The following is an 18,613-nucleotide window of genomic DNA, read 5'->3' on the forward strand; positions in this document are numbered from 1 at the left end:
CCGCCAAGCCTTACCCAAGCCCCGCCTTCACCACATGCTTCACCTCCTGAAACGCCGCCAACCCCCACGGCCCCAACTCCCGCCCCAGGCTGCTCTGCTTGTACCCGCCCCACGCCGTTTGCGGGAAGATCGCCTGCGGTGAGTTGAGCCACACCGTGCCCGCGCGCAAGCGGTTGGCCACCGCCTCGAGCACGGCATCGTCTCCCCCGACCACGCTGGCGACCAAGCCGTATTCGGTGTCGTTGGCCAGGCGTACGGCTTCGTCCAAATCCGCGAACGGCCGCACACACAGCACCGGGCCAAAGATTTCTTCGCGCCACAGCGCGCTGGCCAACGGCACCTCGGTGAACACCGTGGGCGCGATGAAATAGCCCTGGCGCAGGTGCGCCGGGCGCCCACCGCCGCAGCGCACTACCGCGCCAGCGGCCTGGCCTTGGCGCACATGGGCCAGCACGCGCTGGTACTGCGTGGCATTTACCAGCGGGCCGATGTCGGTGCCCGCTTGCATGGCCTCGGCGGCGGCCACCAAGCGGGCGAGAAACGCCTCGTACAGCGGCGCGGCCACCAGCACCCGGCTGGTGGCCGAGCACATTTGCCCGGCGTTGAAGAAGCCGCCCCCGGCGGCCAGCGTGACGGCCTGGTCGAGGTCGGCGTCTTCAAGCACCAGCAGCGCGCTCTTGCCGCCCAGCTCCAGGCTAACGCCCTTGACCGTGTGCGCCGCGCTCTGCATCACCCGCACGCCCACGGCGTTGCTGCCGGTAAAGGATATCTTGGCGATGCCGGGGTGGGCGGCCATCGCCGCGCCCACCGCCTGGCCGGTGCCGCAGAGTACATTGAACACCCCGGCCGGCAGGCCGCTGGCGGCGACGATACGGGCCATGGCCAGCTCGGCCAGCGGGGTGACTTCGCTCGGCTTGAGCAGCACAGTGCAGCCGGCGGCCAGGGCGGGGGCGAGCTTCCAGGCGGTGGTGACCATGGGGAAGTTCCACGGCACGATCAGCCCGACCACGCCACAGGCTTCCCGGCGCAGGCGGGCGCTGAAGCCTTCTACCGGCAGTGGCACCTCGGCGTCGGCCTGGCTGGCGGCCAGCCCGGCGTAGTACTCGAAGGTGGCGATGGCGTCGTCTACGTCCAGTTCCGCTTCAAAACGCGGCTTGCCGTTGTTGGCGCATTGCAGCGCCAGCAGCGCTTCACGCTGCTCGGCCAGGCCTTGGGCGATGCGCCGCAGGCAGGCGGCGCGTTCGCCAGGGGCGGTAGTGGCCCAGCCGTCGAAGGCGCGTCTGGCGGCGGCCACCGCCCGCTCAACATCGGCCGCGGTGGCGCCGGCCACGGCTGCCAGGGGGGCTTCGGTGGCCGGCGCGATTACCTCCAGCAGGTGCTCGCCGGCCTGCCAGTGGCCATCGATGAACAGGCCGGGTTCGGCATTAAAACGGGGCGTGGGCATAGTGTTCGGTCCATGTGTGCTGGTCGATTTCGATCAGGGTGGGGCGTTGCCCGGCGGCGGCCTCGCGCACCGCGCTGAGCAGGCCGGCGCGGTCGGCCACGGCCAGGGCATGGCAGCCCATGGCGCGGGCGATGCCGACGAAGTCCGGGGTGTAGATGTCGACGCCGACCGGGGTAATGCTGCGGCGCTCCATGTAGCGTTTTATTTCTTCATAGCCCTGGTTGTTCCAGAGGATCACCACCAGCGGGATGCCCGCCTCAACGCCACTGGCCAGCTCCGCCAGGGTGAACTGCAAACCGCCGTCGCCGATCAGGCACAGGGTGGGCGCGCCGCTGCCGAGCCAGGCGCCCATGGCCGCCGGCAGCGCGTAGCCGAGGGTGCCGTAGCCGGTGGAGGCATTGAACCAGCGGCCGGGGGCGGGCATGTCGAGGGTGAGGTTGCCGCTGTACACCGGCTGGGTCGAATCGCCGACCAGCACTGCGCCGGGCAGCGCTTCGAGCAGGCTGGTGAGCAGCGCAGTTTGCGCGCGCATCGGCAGGTCCTGCTCGGCCGCCTGGGTGGCGCGCACCTCGGCCACCCGGGCGGCGCCCCAGCCGGCTTCGGCCGCGGCGGTGGCCGGCAACGCCGCCAGCAGCGCTTCGGCGGCGAGCCGGGCATCGGCCACCAGCGCCTGGGTGGGTGGGCAGTTGCGCACGGTCTGGTCGGGGTCGATGTCGACCCGCAGCAGCTCGCCCTTGACGCTAAAGGGGTTGGCGAAGGTGATGTCGTAGTCGGTGTCGGCCAGTTCGGTGCCGATGGCCAGCACTACGTCGGCCGCATCCACCAGCGCGCGGCTGGGCGCCAGCGATTGGGTCGAGCCCACCAGCAGCGGGTGCCCGGCTGGCAGCAGGCCTTTGCCGTTGATGGTCAGCAGCACCGGCGCCTGCAGCCGTTCGGCCAGGGCCCGCAGCGCGGCGCCCGCCTTGAGCGCCCCACCGCCAGCGAGAATCAACGGCCGCCGCGCCTGGCCCAGGCGCTCGGCCATCCGCGCCAGCGCTGCGGGCGCCGGGCCGGCGCGGTCGATACGCACCGGCGCGGTGCCGAGCAGGTGGCCGGCCGGCTGCACGATCACGTCCAGCGGGATTTCAATGTGCACCGGCCGCGGCCGCGCGCCGTCGAACACAGCAAAGGCCCGCGCGAGCACGGCGGGCAGGTCGTCGGCGCTCATCAGCGTGTGGGAAAACGCGCACACTCCGGCCACCAGCGCGCGCTGGTCGGGCAACTCGTGCAGGTTGCCGCGCCCGCCGCCCAGGTGCTGGCGGGCCTGGGTGCTGGAGATCACCAGCATCGGAATCGAGTCGGCGTAGGCCTGGCCCATGGCAGTGGTGATGTTGGTCATGCCGGGGCCGGTGATGATAAAGCACACCCCCGGTTTGCCCGCGCTGCGCGCGTAGCCGTCGGCCATGAAGCCGGCGCCCTGCTCGTGGCGCGGGGTCACGTGGCGCAGGCTGGAGGCGGCCAGGCCGCGATAAAGCTCGACGGTGTGCACACCGGGAATGCCGAACACCTGGGTCACGCCATAGCGCGCCAGAAGGGTCACCAAAACTTCGCCGCACGTGGCCATGGGGGCTGCGCCTATCTAAGAAACCAGCCGCCATTGGGCCGCCCCGGGCTGGCGGCGACAAGGCAAATCTCGTCATACTAGCCATGAGCCCACGTCATGCCTGGCCCGCCATGAAACGCCTACCGCCGTTGCCCACGCTGCACACCTTCCAGGTGGTTGCGCAGTGCCTGAACTTCACCCACGCCGCCGCGCGCCTGCACATCACCCAAGGCGCGGTGAGCCGGCAGATCGCCGCGCTGGAAAGCCACCTGGGCTACCCGCTGTTCTTGCGCCAGGCCCGTGGCTTGGCGCTCACGCCCCAAGGCCAGGCGTTGTTTCCGCGGATCGAGCAGGTGTTCGCGCTGATCCACGACGCGGTGGGCGCCGCCGCCGGCGAAGGCGAAGCGCTGCGCCTGAAGGCGCCGACCTGCGCGATGCGTTGGCTGTGGCCACGGCTGATGCGCTGGCGGGATGAACACCCCAACCGGCCGGTGGAGCTGACCACCACCGTCGCCCATGGCGTGGCCTTCCACCGCGAGGCCTTCGACGCCGCGCTGGTGTACGGCCCGGCGCCGACCGGCGCGGTCAGCGCGGTGCACCTGTTCGACGAGCAACTCACCCCGGTGTGCTCACCGCGCCTGCTGGCAGGGCCCTTGCCCCTGGCGGCGCCGGCGGACCTGGCCCGGCACATGCTGCTGCACCCCACCTGCGATGAAACCGACTGGGGCCGTTGGCTGAAGGCGGCCGGTGCCGAGGTGCCGGGCCTGGCCAAGGGGCAGCACTTCGAAACCCTCGACCTGGCCATGAGCGTGGCCGCCCAGGGGGCCGGGGTGGCGATCGGGGATTATGCGTTGATCGCCGAGGATCTGGCCGAGGGCCGGCTGGTGGCGCCCTTTGCGTTGCGGGTGGCCACCGGCATGGGCTATTGGCTGGTGGCGCCGCGGCGGGAGCGGGAGGACCCGCGGGTGGTGGCGTTGTTTGGATTCTTGGCGGGGGCGGCCGGCGCCTCGCCCGGCACAGCCGGAGTGCTGTTCACTTAAGCAATCAAAGCGCTGAATTGAGGTTGAGAAGCCCTGATTCCTCATAGGGTTTTACTGAGTGCATGACCTGACCGGCCCATCGCCCGGCACAGCCGGCCTCCCACCAAGTTTGTGTAACTACTTGATTTACCGGGCAATACAGAACTGGTGGGAGGCCGGCTGTGCCGGGCGATGGGCCATTGGCCCTCACCTAAACACTAGATCTTAGGCCCCTTCGGCTGCGATTCGGCCATGTCCCGCAGTTCCTGGTTCTGGTCGGTGTGCTTGGCCGGGTCGTCGTCGTTGCCGCCGTAATCCTTGTGCAGGTCGTCGTCCAGGCGGTTTTCCGATGAGCCGTCTTTTTGTGGGGTGTCGTCGAAGTGCTCCCACTCGGCTTCCTGGAAGCGGAACAGGCTGTCGTCTTCCGGGGCTTCGCGGCCGTCGTAGTGGTAGATCGAATAGTGCGCGTATTCCACCTTGTCGGCCCAGTCGTCCTGCAGCAAGCCGTCGGCGGCGAGGTCGCGGTACCAGTCGTTCTCTTCTTCGGTGGCCTTCTGTTTTTTGTTGTGGTCCACAAAGTAACCGACGATCCCGCCCACCACCGCCAGCACCACCCCGACCAGAAAGAACGGCCCGGTGAGCGCCGCCGCCGAGCCGGCACCGAACAGCGCCGCGGCGCCGAGCACCCCGGCCGAGGCGCCAAAGGCCCCGGCGGCAATCTGTAGGCCGCCCTGGGCCTTGACCAGCGGGTCGTTGGTTTCCACCCCGCTCTTGATGGTAAAGGCGCCGAGCACGATGTCGGCGAAACCGCCGGCCAGGTCCGTGGCCGGGCCGAGCACCTTGATCACCGAACCGGCGATTTTCGCCGCCTTGCCGGCCGAGAGCTTGCCGCCGGTGGCGCCTTGCAAGCGCTCGCCAATGCTGCCGCCGAGGGCGTCGGCCGCCTGCTGGCCGCCGGCGCCGTCACCCAGCACATCGTTGAGGTCGCCGTATTTGTAAGAGGCCGAGCTGTCCAGCGCGGTCTCGATCTTGGCCTTCATCGACGGCGGCAGCTTGCTGGTTTCAAACTCGAAGTTCGGCCCCTGCACGCCGTTCTTGCCCCAGATTTCCGGGAGGGTGCTGTCTAGCCCGAGGAAGTCGACCAGGTTGCCCTTGCCCAGCGCCTCGCTGACCGCGCTACCCACCTTGACGAACTGCCCCGAGGCGCCGGCAAAGCTGAGGAAATCCTTGGCGATGGCCAGCCGCTGCTGCGGCGTTTCGCCGAGCTTGCCGCCGTCGCCGACCAACTGGTAAATGCCCGAGAACAACGACACGCCGGCACCGATCGAGCCCAGGATGCCCTTGCTGTTCAGCGCGCTGAACACTTCCCCTAGCTTGCCGCGCTCGGCGATCGGCACGTACGAGCGGTTCAGCGCGGTGTTCAGGTCGGCCTCGGAGATCACGCCGTTCTTTTTGTACACATCGCCCAGTTCTTCCAGGGCTTTGGTCACCGCCGAGGATTTTTCCTTGCCGTTCAGCCCCTCTTCGAGGAATTTCTCGATGGTTTCCTGGGTACGCCGCGGCAGGTCGACCAGCTCGCCCTTGAGCACGCCCTTGAGCAGGCCGAACAGGTCCTTGGTGGCCAGCTCTTTGTTTTCGTCGCTGATCTTGCTCGGGTCTGCGACCAGGTCGTTGAGGTCGCTGGTCAGGCCGTCGGCCTGAATATCCTGGGCCGCCTTGGTGGCGGCGTCGGGGTCGAACATCGACAGCGACGTGAGGGTGTCAGAGAGGTCTTGCTGGGCCTCGGTGAGCTTGCCCTGGTCTTTCAGGTCCTTGAGGTAGGCCACGTATTCATCGCGGTTCTTGCCCACCAGGTCGAGCAGTTTCTGCTTGATCTCGTCTTTGTTCGGCAGTTTGTCCAGGGCGCCGTCCATCTTCGCCTTGTAGTCGGCGGAAATGGTCGGGTCGGAGAACAGCTTGCCGATTTCTTCCTGCAGCTTGGGCCCGTCGATGATGTCGTGCATGTCGGCGCCGGTGAGCTGGGTCTGGCCGTCGTCGAACTCACGCCAGGTGCCGCCAAAGGCGCCCTGGGCCTCGGTGTAGCCGGTGATGCCGCGGCCGTTGGCGTACGCGGCCTGGGCTTCGAGGGCGCGCACCAGCTTGGCGCGCGGGTCGTCCTTGGCGATCGAGCCGTCTTCCACGCCGGCGCGGTATTCCTCGATGAGGTTTTGCGTGGCCAGTTCGCTGACGGTCAGCTCTTCGGAATTGGGGTCGTCTTTGTCGACATGCTCGCCGGTTTTCAGGTTGAGCACGTCGAGCTCGTCCTGGCTGGGCAGGTCATGCTTGGCGCGGGTGTCGTCCACCCCGCCCTGGCTCCAGTCGGTCCACTTGGCGAGCACGTCGTCGTACAGCTGCGGGCTGATGTCTTTGGACACGATGAACTTGCCGTCTTCGTTCTCGTAGCGGATCAGGCCATCGCCGAGTTCATCGGGCGAACCGAAGGTCATGTCCTGGTTTTTCAGGAAGTCATTCGGCCCGGCGAGCGTGTAGCCGTCGGCTTCGCTGGAGTGGATCTTGTCCCAGGTCTCGTGCAGGTTGGCGACGGTTTCGAACAGCTCCGGGGCCACGTCCTTGCTCACCACATGAGTGGTGCCGTCTTGGGTTTTGTAGGTAAGGACGTTGTCTTCTTCGCCCACCTGCCAGGAAAAGTCAGTGATGTCGTTCAGGCCGGGCAACGGCGTGTTGGCGTCGTCGAACACCGCGCCACCGTTGATGGCGCCCTCTACGGCGCTTTTCTTGCCGGGGTCGGTCATCACTTCGTACATGCCGGCCAGGTAGTCGAACAGCTTGGGGTTGTCGTCTCGGGCGACCACCACCTTGTTGCCATCGGCGTCTTTGTAGCGGATCAGGTCCGGGCCCATTTCATCGGGTGGGCCGATCTCAGTGCCGCTGTACGGCGGCCAGGTTTCGTTGTCGCCGGCGGCGCGGTAGCCGTCGTCGATGCTTTTGTTCTGGCCGGTGATCTGCTCACCGGCGGCCTTGATGAAGTCGAACAGGCCGGGGTTGTCACGCTCGGCCACCACCACCTTCTCGCCGTCTTTGGTCTCGTAGCGGATCACCCCCGGGCCGACCTCATCCACGGGGCCGACCACCGTGATGTCAGTGTACTTTTCCGGCACCGCTTCATCGGCGCCGGCGCGGCGGTAGCCGCTGTTCTCGCTGGCGTTGATGCCACTGAGGGCCTTGTAGTCTTCGCTGAGCTGCTTGAACAGCTCGGGGTTGTCCTGCTCGGCGACGATCAGCTTCTTGCCGTCGGCGGTTTCCACCCGGATCAGCCCTTCGCCCATTTCGCCGGGTGGGCCGATGCTCTTCTCGTTGAGGGTTTCCGGGGCCTGCACGTCGGCGCCCGCCAGTTCGTAGCCGTCGTCCAGGCTTTGGTTCACCCCCTGCACCTGCTCGCGGATCGCCTCCAGGCGGTTGAACAGGTCGGGGTTGGTCGACTTCGCCACGATCACGTGGTCGCCGTCTTTGCTCACGTAGCGAATGGTGTCGGCGCCGGCAGTGCCCGGCGCTTCGATCTCGGCGAAGTCGCCCAGGCCCGGGGCTTTTTCATCCGGGCCGGCGGGGCGGTAGGTGGCGTTCTTGCTTTCGCTGCGCTCTAGCACCTTGCTGAAGGCCAGCAACGGGTTGAGCTTGGCGAGCTTGGGATCGGGGCTGTTGCTGAGCGGGCTGGTAGACATCGTACGGGCTCCTAGAAAACTTCAGCGCGAAAGCCACCCTCGGCCCAGGCGAAAGCGTGCCGGGCCACTACGGAGGGGAAAGGGGATCAATGCAGTGCTTGATCGGAAGGTAACAGCCAGCGGGAAAAAAGGGAGGGAAAGCGGGGAACAATTCACAACGTTTCACAGAGCTGTGGTAAAGCGGGAGCCTATCGCCCGGCACAGCCAGTGTGCCGGGCGATCGGCCCTGGCGTCAGGCCCCGAACTTCTCCCCATCGGTATACGCCGGGTTGTAGAACACCGAGTCTCCTTCCTCGATGCCCATCCCGCCGACCAGCTTCAGGTAGGCCTCCAGGTCATCGGTGCTGAGCTTGCCGTCGCCGCCGTCGCGCTTCCAGAACACGTCGAGCATGTCGAAGAAGCCCTTGTTATCGAGCAGGAACTTCGCGGCGTCCTTTTCTTGCTGGCTGCCGTCGCCGTTGGCGATCTTGTTCAGGTCTTTGTCGCTGACGATCTTGTCCTTGCCGTTCCAGTCGTCCCAACGGGAATGGATATAGTCGATCACGTCTTTGTTTTTTTCGTAGAACGCCTTGCCGTATTCGTCCATCGCCAGGCCATTGGTGTTGTAGCCAACGATGCCGTTTTCATCCTTGTGCAGGCTTTCGTCGAGGCGGTTTTCCGACGAGCCATCTTCCTGCGGGGTGGCGTCGAAGTGTTCCCACTCGGCCTGCTGGAAGCGGAACAAGCTGTCGTCGGCCGGGGCTTCGCGGCCGCCGTAGTGGTTGATCGAGTAGTGGGCGTATTCCACCTTGTCGGCCCAGTTGTCCTGCAGCAGGCCGTCGGCGGCGAGGTCGCGGTACCAGTCGTTTTCCTTTTCGGTGGCCTTCTGCTTTTTGTTGTGGTCAACGAAGTAACCGATGATCCCCGCCACCACGGTCAGGGCGATCGCCACCAGGAAGAACGGCCCGGACAACGCCGCCGCAGAGCCGGCGCCGATCAACGCGGCGCCACCCAGCACGCCGGCCGAGGCACCGAAGGCGCCAGCGGCGATCTGGATGCCGCCCTGGGCCTTGGTCAGCGCATCGTTGCTGGTGATGCCGGATTTCAGCGTGAAGGCGCCGAGCACGATGTCGGCAAAGCCGCCCACCAGGTCGGCGGCCGGGCTCAGTACCTTGATCACCGAGCCGGCGATCTTCGCCGCCTTGCCGGCGGAAACGCCGGTGGTTTCGAGGCGCTGGCCGATGCTCTGGCCGAGTTTGGCGGCGTCTTCGGCGGAGCCGGCGCCGTCGCCCAGAAGCGTGTTGAAGTCCATCTTGTAGCTGGGCACATCGTTGAGCGCGGTTTCGATCTTGGTGCGCAGGGCCTCGGGCACCTCGCCCTTGAAGTCCACCTTGGTGCCTTGCGAACCACCCTTGCCCCAGATTTCCGGCAGGCTTTTGTCCAGCCCCAACAGGTTGCCTACCCCGCCCTTGCCAACCAGGCCGGCGACGGCGTCACCGGCCTTGACGAAGTGGTTCGAGGCGCCGGCGAAGCTGATGAAGTCCTTGGCGATAGCCAGGCGTTGCTGCGGGGTTTCACCCAGCGCGCCGCCTTTGCCGACCAACTGGTAGATGCCGGAGAACAGCGACACGCCGCCACCCAGCGAGCCGAGAATGCCCTTGCTGTTCAGCGCGCTGAAGGCCTCGCCGATGGCCCCGCGGTCGGCGATGGGGATGTACGACTTGCTCAGGGCCTTGTCGATGTCGCTCTGTTTGATGCTGCCCTGGTTCTTGTACACCTGGCCCAGCTCTTCCAGGGCCTTGCTCACCCCCGAGGCCTTTTGCTTGCCGTTCAGGCCTTCCTCGAGGAATTTCTCGATGGTTTCCTGGGTGCGCCGCGGCATGTCGAGCATCTCGCCCTTGATCACGCTCTTGAGCAGGCCGAACAGGTCTTTGGTGGCTTCGACCTTGTTCTCATCGCTGACCTTGCTCGGGTCCGCCACCAGGTCGTTGAGGTCGCTGGTCAGGCCGTCGGCCTGAATATCCTGGGCGGCCTTGGTGGCGGCGTCGGGGTCGAACATCGACAGCGACGTGAGGGTGTCGGAAAGATCCTGCTGGGCCTCGGTGAGCTTGCCCTGGTCTTTCAGGTCCTTGAGGTAGGCCACGTACTCGTCGCGGTGCTCGCCGACCATGTCCAGCAGCTTCTGCTTGATTTCATCCTCGTTCGGCAGGGTGTCGATCGCGCCGTCCATCTTCGCCTTGTAGTCCTTGGCGATGGTCGGGTCGGCGAACAGCTTGCCGAGGGTTTCCTGCAGCTTGGGGCCGTCGATGATGTCGTGCATGTCGGCGCCGGTGAGCTGGGTCTGGCCGTCGTCGAACTCGCGCCAGGTGCCGCCGAACACCCCCTGCGCCTCGGTGTAGCCGGTGATGCCGCGGCCGTTGGCGTACGCGGCCTGGGCTTCGAGGGCGCGTACCAGTTGGGCGCGCGGGTCGTCCTTGGCGATCGAGCCGTCTTCCACGCCGGCGCGGTATTCTTCGATGAGGTTTTGCGTGGCCAGCTCGCTGACGGTCAGCTCTTCGGAATTGGGGTCGTCTTTGTCGACGTGCTGGCCGGTTTTCAGGTTGAGCACGTCGACTTCATCCTGGCTCGGCAGGTTGTGCCCGGCGCGGGTGCTGTCGACACTGCTGTCGGTGGAGGCGGTCCACTTGGCGACAACGTCGTCGTACAGCTGCGGGCTGATGTCTTTGGACACGATGAACTTGCCGTCTTCGTTTTCATAGCGAATCAGGCCATCGCCGAGTTCATCTGGCGAGCCAAAGGTCATGCCCTGATTTTTCAGGAAATCATTCGGCCCGGCGAGCGTGTAGCCGTCGGCTTCGCTGGAGTGAATCTTGTCCCAGGTTTCGTGCAGGGTCGCCACCTGGTCGAACAGCTCCGGGGCCACGTCCTTGCTCACCACATGGGAAGTGCCGTCCTGGGTTTTGTAGGTCAGCACGCTGCCCTCCTCGCCCACCTGCCAGGAAAAATCGGTGATGTCGTTGAGGCCGGGCAACGGCGCATTGGCGCCCTCGAACACCGCGCCACCGTTGATGGCGCCCTCTACGGCGCTCTTCTTGCCGGGGTCGGTCATCACCGCGTACATGCCGGCCAGGTATTCGAACAGCTTGGGGTTGTCGTCACGGGCGACCACCACCTTGTTGCCGTCGGCGTCTTTATAGCGAATCAGGTCCGGGCCCATTTCATCGGGTGCGCCGATTTCGGTGCCGCTGTAGGGCGGCCAGGTTTCGTTGTCACCGGCAGCGCGGTAGCCGTCGTCGATGCTCTTGTTCTGGCCGCTGATCTGCTCGCCGGCGGCTTTGATGAAGTCGAACAGCTCGGGGTTGTCGCGCTTGGCCACCACCACCTTTTCGCCGTCTTTGGTCTGGTAGCGGATCACCCCGGGGCCGACTTCGTCCACCGGGCCGACCACGGTGATGTCGGTGTACTTCTGCGGCACCCCTTCGCCAGCGCCGGCGCGGCGGTAGCCGTTCTTTTCACTGGCGTTGATGCCGCTGAGGGTTTTGTAGTCTTCGCTCAGTTGCTTGAACAGCTCGGGGTTTTTCTGCTCCGCCACGATCACCTTGTTGCCGTCGGCGTCGACGAAGCGAATCAGCCCTTCACCCACCTCGCCCGGGGCGCCAATGGCCTGCTCGTTGAGGCTTTGCGGGATCTTCTCGTCGGCGTTGGCCGGGCGGTATTCGCCGTTGTTGTTCTGGCTGCGCTCAAGCACTTTGCTGAACGACAGCAATGGGTTGAGCTTGAGGTCGGGGCGGTTGTTGACCGGGCTGGTAGACATGGCGGGGTTCTCCTCGCAAGGGCAGCGGCAGGGCCGGGTGAACAGGCAATGGCAAGCCTCGGCCAGGGTGCTGATTGCCCCCTACCACTGCGAGGAAAGTTGCCTGTTTAGAAGTAACGCATGCCCGGGAAGCTAACCTTCGAATATTAAAAATAAAGGCTCGAAGTTGCGCTTTCACAACGTTTCACAGGGCGCTTTTGGAACCGCTTGCGGGCCGCCGAAAAAGCCGTTTGGTTAACGGCATCAATATTATGTCGCGAAAAATACTGCTTACATATCAGTGATTTATCGATGTAAAAACGCAACGCATCACTGCATTTCGCAAAGGGTTCCAAGTTTTCACAACGTTTCACAGCGGGGTTGAAATTGGCCTGAGTAGTATTTGAATCGTGCAGCGCAGGCCGCTCCTGTTTCACGGTACTGACTGCGGTGTGCACTTTTTCAGTCTGCCCCTGGCGGCTGAGCCAACTGATCCGAATCCTTAACCCCTGCAAGGAGAAACATCATGGCCGATACCCCAACCGTAAGCTCGGGCAACGCCGACGCCGCCATCGCCAAAATGGAAGCGACCTTCAACATGGCTATCGAGAAGTCCGCCAAGATCACCGAGATCTCGACCGCCAAGAAAGCTGAGCTCGACGCGACCAAACAACGTCCGCAGAACTGACGTTGCCGTGCGGGCGGCCTTCGCGCCGCCCGCGCACCTCGGCTTTTTCGCTCCACCTGCTGTAACCCTCCTGTGGATCCTACGGTGGTACTGCGACCATGACAGCCCTGACTTCCCATGCCCAACTGCCCCCAACCGCGGCAGAAGGCACCACGGGCACCGCGGTGCTCGACATCCTCGCTGGCCTGCACCAGGGCGTAACCCTGGGCCTGGACCGCGACCAATACACCCTCGGCCGCGCCAGCAGCGCCGATGTGGTACTGCATGACGACGCCGTTGCCGAACGCCACGTGCGCCTGCGCCTGAACGGCCAGCGGCTCACGGTAGAAGCGCTCGGCGGCGATGTGCGCGTACGCGCCGCGCAACAGCCACAACAGCACGTGCCCAAAGGCCACGGGCTGATCACCGAACTGCCGGTAGAGCTGCACGTGGGCCAGGCGCGCCTGGCCATCCGCAGCACCCAACCGGTGGCGGCCACCCCGGCCTGGCGCAAGCCGCCAGCCGTGCTGGGTGTGGCGCTGATGCTGGTGTGCGGCTCGGTGTTCGCCCTGCGCGAGCCGGCCGGTGAAGACTTCTCGGTCACCCTGCCCGCCACCGCCGCCGCGCCCAAGGCCGTGCCCAGCGTGGCCCAGGCGCGCACCTGGCTGGACCACCAGCTTGACCAGGCCGGCCTTGCCAGCACCATCCACACCGATGCCGGTGAGCATCAGATCAGCGTGGCGGGCAGCTTCACCCCGGCGCAAAAAGCCAGTTGGGACGCCGTGCAACGGGGCTTCGACAGCCGCTACGGCGAGCACATGGTGCTGCACGGCAACGTCGCCCAGGCGGTGGAAGCCGACGCGCCACGGGTGCGCTTCCAGGCGGTGTGGTTCGGCAAGAACCCCTACGTGATCGACGGCACCGGCCGCCACCTGTTCCCCGGCGCCGCGCTGGAAGACCGTTGGGTGCTCGACACCATCGACGCCGGCAAGGTGGTGCTGGCCCGCGGCGAAGAACGCTTCACCTTCACCCTATGAGGGTAGAGCCCCGGCCCCTGCTGCCGCCGGGCAGCGAACCGGCGCAACGCCCCGAGCACGTCAACGGCATCACGCCGGTCAGCCCCCGCCAGAGCGCGCGTTTCGACGCGCTGCTCGGGCGCCGGCAGGCCAGCGCGCGCAAGGCGCTGCGCGACGAGGTGGAACAGGCCAGCGACCTGCAGGCCCTGGACCCCGCGTTGTTTTCGGCGCCGCGCTCGCTCGAGCTGCTCGGCCATATTCTCGATGAGGTGCTGCCGCGCCTGGACCTGGAACCCGACATCCGCGCCCTGGCCGAAGACCTGATCCGCGAGGAGATCCACATGCGCCACCTGTTGCAGGGCCAACGCGGCGAGGCCGACGAAGCATGAGTGCCCAGCACGAACGCGACAGCCTGCACCTGCTGCGCGGCCTGGGCGACCTCTACCGCCGCGCCGGCCAGTCTCAGCGGGGCCTGGTGATGCTGTTGATCGCCGCGCACATGGCCCCGGCCGACCCTGCCCTGCTGCGCAGCCTGGCCCTGGCCTTCACCGACAGCGGCGACGCCCAGCGCGCGCTCACCGCGCTGGACCGCCTGCACGCGCTGGGCAACCCGGAGCCCCACGACACCCTGCTGCGCGCCCGCGCGCTGTGGTGCGGCGGTGCCCACGCCGAAGCCCGCGCCTGCTTCAAAGACTACCTGGCCTTGAGGAGGGCCCGCCCATGACCGCCGCACCGCTCAGCCGGCTCAACGGCCTGGCCCGCATGGCCGCCCAGCGCACCGACGTGATCATCGTGGCCTTTATGTTGATGGCCATCGTGATGATGATCATCCCGCTGCCCACGCCGCTGGTCGACACCCTGATCGCCATCAACATCGCCCTGAGCATTCTGGTGCTGGTGGTGGCGTTTTATATTTCCCACTCGGTGGAGTTCTCCGCGCTGCCGCCGTTGATCCTGCTCAGCACGCTGTTCCGCCTGGCGCTGTCGATCACCACCACGCGGCTGATCCTGCTCCACGCCGACGCCGGCCACATCGTCAAAGCCTTTGGCGACTTCGTGATCGCCGGGCAAGTGGTGGTGGGCCTGGTGGTGTTCCTGATCATCACCGTGGCGCAGTTCGTGGTGATCACCAAGGGTGCCGAGCGGGTCGCCGAGGTGGCCGCGCGCTTCACCCTCGATGCCATGCCGGGCAAGCAGATGAGCATCGACAACGACCTGCGCAACGGCGACATCGACCAGGCCGAAGCGCGCCGCCGGCGCTCGCGCCTGGAGCGTGAAAGCCAGATGTTCGGGGCCATGGACGGGGCGATGAAGTTCGTCAAGGGCGACGCCATCGCCGGGCTGGTGATCCTCGCGGTCAACCTGCTGGGCGGCATGCTGATCGGCATGGTCGAGCGCGACATGGCCTTTGGCGCCGCCGTGCACACCTACTCGCTGCTCACCGTGGGTGACGGCCTGATCGCGCAAATCCCCGCGCTGCTGATTTCGGTGGCCGCCGGTACCGTGGTCACCCGGGTGAACAGCGCCGGCGCCGCGCAAGACCTCGGCAGCGAGATTGTCAGCCAACTGGGCAACAGCTACCGCGCCCTGGCCCTGACCGCGGCGATCCTGCTCGGCGTGGCGCTGCTGCCGGGCTTCCCGGCGTTGGTGTTCCTCGGCCTGGGCGGTGGGCTGGGTGCCTGCGCGTTCATGCTCTGGCGCCGCCAGCACCGCGCCGCCCAGCAAGAGGCCGCGGCCCAGGCGGCACCGGCGATCAGCGCCGAAGCGCTGCCAGCCGAACCCAGCGAAGAAATCTTCACCAAGCCGGTGGATGCCCGCGTGCTGCTGTGCCTGGGCAGTGGCCTGGCCGAACAGGCGCCGGAGCAGATGCTGCGCCAGCGCATCGAAAGCCTGTGCCACGACTTGCGCAGCGAGCTGGGCATCGACGTCCCGGTGCCACAGCTTTACCTCGACCGCGCCGCCCCGGCGCAACGCTACGTGGTCGAGCTTGAAGGCGTGCCGGTCAGCGAAGGCGAACTGCCCGCCGGCCAGTTGCTGCTGCGCGACGACCCCGTACATGCGCGGCTGCTGGAGGTCGAACCGTTCGAAGCCAGCTCGCCATTGAACCAACGCCCCGGCCATTGGGTAGCCCGCGAACACCAGGCCACCCTGCAAGACGCCGGGGTGGCCTTCCTGTTGCCCGACGAAGTGCTGCGCGGTTTGCTCGAGCGCACCCTGCGCCGTTACGCGGCGGATTTTCTCGGCATCCAGGAAACCCGCCTGCTGCTGGAGCGTATCGACGGCCAGTACGGCGAGCTGATCAAGGAAGTCACCCGCAGCGTGCCGCTGCAGCGCCTGGCCGAAACCCTGCGCACCCTGGTCGCCGAAGGCGTGTCGATCCGCAACCAGCGCGCGCTGCTCGAAGCCATGGTCGAATGGGGCAGCCACGAACCCGACGCTGGCCGCCTCGGTGAGCATCTGCGCGCGGCGTTGGCGCGGCAGATCAGCCACCAGTATGCAGACCCACAACGGGTGATCAGCGCCTTCGTGCTCGCCCATGGCGTGGAAGAACAACTGCGTGGCGCCCTGCGCCGCAACGACAAGACCTCGCAGAACTTCCCCGAAGAGCTGGCGCGCAACCTGCTGGCGCAACTGCGCCATGCCTGGCAGCGCCTGCCCGAAGACGACCGCACGGTGATACTGGTGCACCCCGAACTGCGCCGCGGCATCCGCCGCCTGTGCCAACGTGGCGAGGTACCGCTGCCGGTGCTGTCGTTCCGCGACCTGGCCGGCGAATACAGCGTGCAGGCGGTGGCCAACATCAGCCTCAGCGACATCACCCCCCGCGCAGTGCCCAAGGGCGCGGCGGCAACCCCCCTGGCGAATGCTTCATGACCCGACCTACGTACCTGGCTGTTTCGCGCTGGCTGTTCGGCGCCACCTCGTTGTTGCTGGCCCTGCTCGCCCACGGCGAAACCATTGCCCCGGGCGCCCAGCGCACCCTCGAGCTGGCCGCCGGCCAGGGGCGCATCCTGCACTTTGCCGCGCCGGTAGCGTCGGTGCTGGTGGCAGACCCGACCATCGCCGACCTGCAAGTGGTCGCCCCCGGCGTGCTGTACATCTTCGGCAAGGCCGCCGGCAACACCAGCTTGATCGCCCTGGGCAACAACGACCGCGAAGTGGCCAACTTGACCCTCGCCGTGGGCGCCAGCACTGGCGCGGTGGCCGCGCCACTGGCGCAGTTGCACCCCGGCAGCCAGGCCCAGGTGAGCGCCGCCGGCAACCGCATGGTCGCCCACGGCCAGGTTGCCGACGTGAGCGAGGCAACCGACCTCAACGCCCTGCTGAGCATCGAGAACCAAGGCCTGCAGGCGGCGCTGAACACCACCACCATGCCCGGCTCGGCGCAGGTGAACATCCGCGTGCGCTTCGCCGAGGTGTCGCGCTCGCAGTTGCTCAGCTACGGGGTGAACTGGAACGCGCTGTTCAACAACGGCACCTTTTCCTTCGGCCTGCTGACCGGCGGCCCGCTGGCCTCGGCGGCCTCGGTCAGCGGCGCGAGCAACCTGATCAGCGCCGGGCTGAGCAGCGGCAATGTGAACATCGATGCCGTACTGGACGCGCTGCAAAGCAACGGCGTGTTGGAAGTGCTGGCCGAGCCGAACATCACCGCCATGACCGGGCAAACCGCGAGCTTCCTCGCCGGCGGCGAAGTGCCGGTGCCGATCCCGGTCAACCGCGACACCGTGGGCATCGAGTACAAGCCCTACGGCGTGTCGCTGCTGTTCAACCCCACCCTGCTGCCGAACGGGCGCATCGCCCTGCAGGTGCGCCCGGAGGTGAGCAGCGTGGTCACCCAGAACTCCACCGTGGCCAACGGCATCGCCGTGCCGGCCTTCCGCGTGCGCCGGGCAGACACCCGGGTCGAGGTGGGCAGCGGCCAGACCTTCGCCATCGCCGGGTTGTTCCAGCGTGAAAACCAACAGGATGTCGACAAAGTGCCAGGCCTGGGCGAAATGCCCGTGCTCGGCAACCTGTTCCGCTCCAAGCGCTTCCAGCGCAATGAAACCGAACTGGTGATCCTGATCACCCCGTACCTGGTCGAGCCAGTGCGTGAACGGGTGGTTGCCACCCCGCTCGACGCCCAGCCCGGCAACACCACCGCCCAGGCCGGGCCGCGCACCGGCGGCGCGTTCGGCTTTTACCTGAATTGAGGCCGCGCCCATGAACAGAACGGCCATTTACCTTGCCTGCGCCCTGCTCGGCGGTTGCCAGACCCACCTGCCGCCGGCCAGCTACTCGCCGCATTACCAGGGCTTTACCGACGCCAACGGCCACAGCGGCCTGATGCCGGTGCAGTGCCTGGCGCCGGCGGCCGACGACCTGATCGGCCTGGGCGACGACTACCAGCCCAAGCTGGCGCCGGGCTGCGCCAACAACCTGGTGCTGCTGCAGATGGTCGAGTCACGCCGCGACCTGCAACAGGGCCGCGCCACCGGGCCGACCATGGCCGCGCCCGTGGGCCGCGCCGCGCAGGTGTACATCGACGGCTATGACCGTGAAGAACTGCGCCGGCGCCTGAAGGAACAACAGGCGGCGGCGAAGAACCAGGAGGGCAGCGAGTGATGCGCCTACTGCGCCTTCACCAAACCCATGGCGCGGGCCTGGGCGGCCGGGTCGCCAAGGGCCTTGATCTGCCGCGCCTGCTCGAGCAGGGCGGCGCGCTGCGGGGCGGGGACTTCGTCCAGCGGCAGGCTGGCCACGGCGGCCTCGCGGCCGGCGAGCACGGCGATCAGCACGGCGTTGCGCTGGTGGCGGGCCTGCACCCGCGGCGACTGCACCACCGCCTGGATGCCATTGAAGGCCGCCGCGCCATCACCGCCCAAGGCTTGCGCCAGGGCCAGGTTGCACTGGGTGTCGAGGTCATTGGGGTTGAGGCTGCGCGCCTTGCCGAAGGCGGTTTGCGCGGCGTTGGCCTGGCCGCGGAGGATCTGCGCGATGCCCAGGCGGTTCCACGCGCTGGCCTGGTTGCCGAGGTCGGCGGCCTGGGTCAGGGCGATCACGGCGCGGTCGTAACGGCCTTGCTGCAACTGCGCGGTGCCCAGCCCGAGCAGCGCGTCGGCGTTGTTCGGCGCGTCTTCCAGCGCTTGCTGGTAGGCACGCTCGGCCGCGCGGGCATCGCCCATGTCGAGCCGCGCCTGGCCCAACTTGACCCAGGCCTCAACGCCGGCGTCGGGCAACTGGGTGGCTTTGTCGTAGAGCGACGCGGCGCTGACCGGGTCGCCACGGCTGGCGAGGTCGTCGCCCAGCCGCAGGTAGCGCGCGTAGGCCGGGTCGGTGGGCGCTTGGTGGGCACAAGCGGTGAGCAGCAAACTGCCGAACAGCAGAGGGGCAACGCGATGGAGCATATGCAGG

13 protein-coding genes are annotated in these 18,613 nt (G+C 66.9%); 8 read left to right on the forward strand and 5 right to left on the reverse strand.

All coding sequences use genetic code 11. From position 1 onward, the window contains the following. Nucleotides 1-10: 10 nt before the first annotated feature. Both ACFZCE_RS06875 and ACFZCE_RS06880 read right to left on the reverse strand, forming a co-directional pair. The gene (locus tag ACFZCE_RS06875) at nt 11-1,444 is read right to left on the reverse strand and encodes an aldehyde dehydrogenase family protein (protein WP_390937280.1); all 1,434 of its coding nucleotides are present in this window, start codon (nt 1,442-1,444) and stop codon (nt 11-13) included. After that, nucleotides 1,425-3,047, reverse strand: a complete 1,623-nt coding sequence (locus ACFZCE_RS06880; RefSeq protein ID WP_390937282.1) for a 5-guanidino-2-oxopentanoate decarboxylase — start codon at nt 3,045-3,047, stop codon at nt 1,425-1,427. The genes ACFZCE_RS06875 and ACFZCE_RS06880 overlap by 20 nt, the downstream gene beginning before the upstream one ends. A gap of 110 nt (nt 3,048-3,157) precedes the next feature. Between ACFZCE_RS06880 and ACFZCE_RS06885 the strand changes: the two genes are divergently transcribed. Then, on the forward strand, nt 3,158-4,066 hold the full coding sequence (locus ACFZCE_RS06885) for a LysR substrate-binding domain-containing protein (protein ID WP_390937283.1): 909 nt from the start codon (nt 3,158-3,160) through the stop codon (nt 4,064-4,066). A gap of 197 nt (nt 4,067-4,263) precedes the next feature. Here ACFZCE_RS06885 and ACFZCE_RS06890 read toward each other — a convergent pair whose 3' ends face one another. Then, nucleotides 4,264-7,764: a hypothetical protein gene (locus ACFZCE_RS06890; protein WP_390937285.1), complete on the reverse strand. Its 3,501-nt coding sequence runs from the start codon at nt 7,762-7,764 to the stop codon at nt 4,264-4,266. Nucleotides 7,765-7,996: 232 nt separating this feature from the next. Further along, nucleotides 7,997-11,557, reverse strand: coding sequence for a hypothetical protein (locus tag ACFZCE_RS06895; RefSeq protein ID WP_390937287.1), 3,561 nt, complete (start codon nt 11,555-11,557; stop codon nt 7,997-7,999). Nucleotides 11,558-12,062: 505 nt separating this feature from the next. On the opposite strand from ACFZCE_RS06895, the gene ACFZCE_RS06900 reads away from it, so the two are divergent. The 7 genes from ACFZCE_RS06900 (at nt 12,063) to ACFZCE_RS06930 (ending at nt 17,824) form a co-directional block, all read left to right on the forward strand. Continuing rightward, complete coding sequence (locus tag ACFZCE_RS06900) at nt 12,063-12,224, forward strand: hypothetical protein (protein ID WP_390937289.1); 162 nt, start codon at nt 12,063-12,065, stop codon at nt 12,222-12,224. Nucleotides 12,225-12,322: 98 nt separating this feature from the next. After that, entirely contained in the window at nt 12,323-13,240 is a 918-nt protein-coding gene (locus tag ACFZCE_RS06905; protein ID WP_390937291.1) for an FHA domain-containing protein, read from the forward strand. Beyond that, nucleotides 13,237-13,608, forward strand: a complete 372-nt coding sequence (locus ACFZCE_RS06910; protein WP_390937292.1) for a hypothetical protein — start codon at nt 13,237-13,239, stop codon at nt 13,606-13,608. Before ACFZCE_RS06905 ends, ACFZCE_RS06910 begins: the two co-directional genes overlap by 4 nt. Then, nucleotides 13,605-13,943, forward strand: a complete 339-nt coding sequence (locus ACFZCE_RS06915; protein WP_390937293.1) for a tetratricopeptide repeat protein — start codon at nt 13,605-13,607, stop codon at nt 13,941-13,943. The genes ACFZCE_RS06910 and ACFZCE_RS06915 overlap by 4 nt, the downstream gene beginning before the upstream one ends. Continuing rightward, the gene (sctV, locus tag ACFZCE_RS06920; protein ID WP_390937295.1) at nt 13,940-16,093 is read left to right on the forward strand and encodes a type III secretion system export apparatus subunit SctV; all 2,154 of its coding nucleotides are present in this window, start codon (nt 13,940-13,942) and stop codon (nt 16,091-16,093) included. The genes ACFZCE_RS06915 and sctV overlap by 4 nt, the downstream gene beginning before the upstream one ends. Continuing rightward, complete coding sequence (locus ACFZCE_RS06925; protein WP_390937297.1) at nt 16,090-17,412, forward strand: pilus assembly protein N-terminal domain-containing protein; 1,323 nt, start codon at nt 16,090-16,092, stop codon at nt 17,410-17,412. Before sctV ends, ACFZCE_RS06925 begins: the two co-directional genes overlap by 4 nt. A gap of 10 nt (nt 17,413-17,422) precedes the next feature. Beyond that, nucleotides 17,423-17,824 (forward strand): hypothetical protein, encoded by a 402-nt coding sequence (locus ACFZCE_RS06930; protein WP_390937299.1) that lies wholly within the window; start codon nt 17,423-17,425, stop codon nt 17,822-17,824. Between the two features lie 5 nt (nt 17,825-17,829). Here the strand turns inward: ACFZCE_RS06930 and ACFZCE_RS06935 are convergent, their stop codons facing one another. Next, nucleotides 17,830-18,606, reverse strand: a complete 777-nt coding sequence (locus ACFZCE_RS06935) for a tetratricopeptide repeat protein (protein WP_390937301.1) — start codon at nt 18,604-18,606, stop codon at nt 17,830-17,832. Nucleotides 18,607-18,613: the final 7 nt, after the last annotated feature.

Origin of the sequence: Pseudomonas sp. NPDC007930, from assembly GCF_042958985.1 — a bacterium.
Taxonomy (GTDB): Bacteria; Pseudomonadota; Gammaproteobacteria; order Pseudomonadales; family Pseudomonadaceae; genus Aquipseudomonas.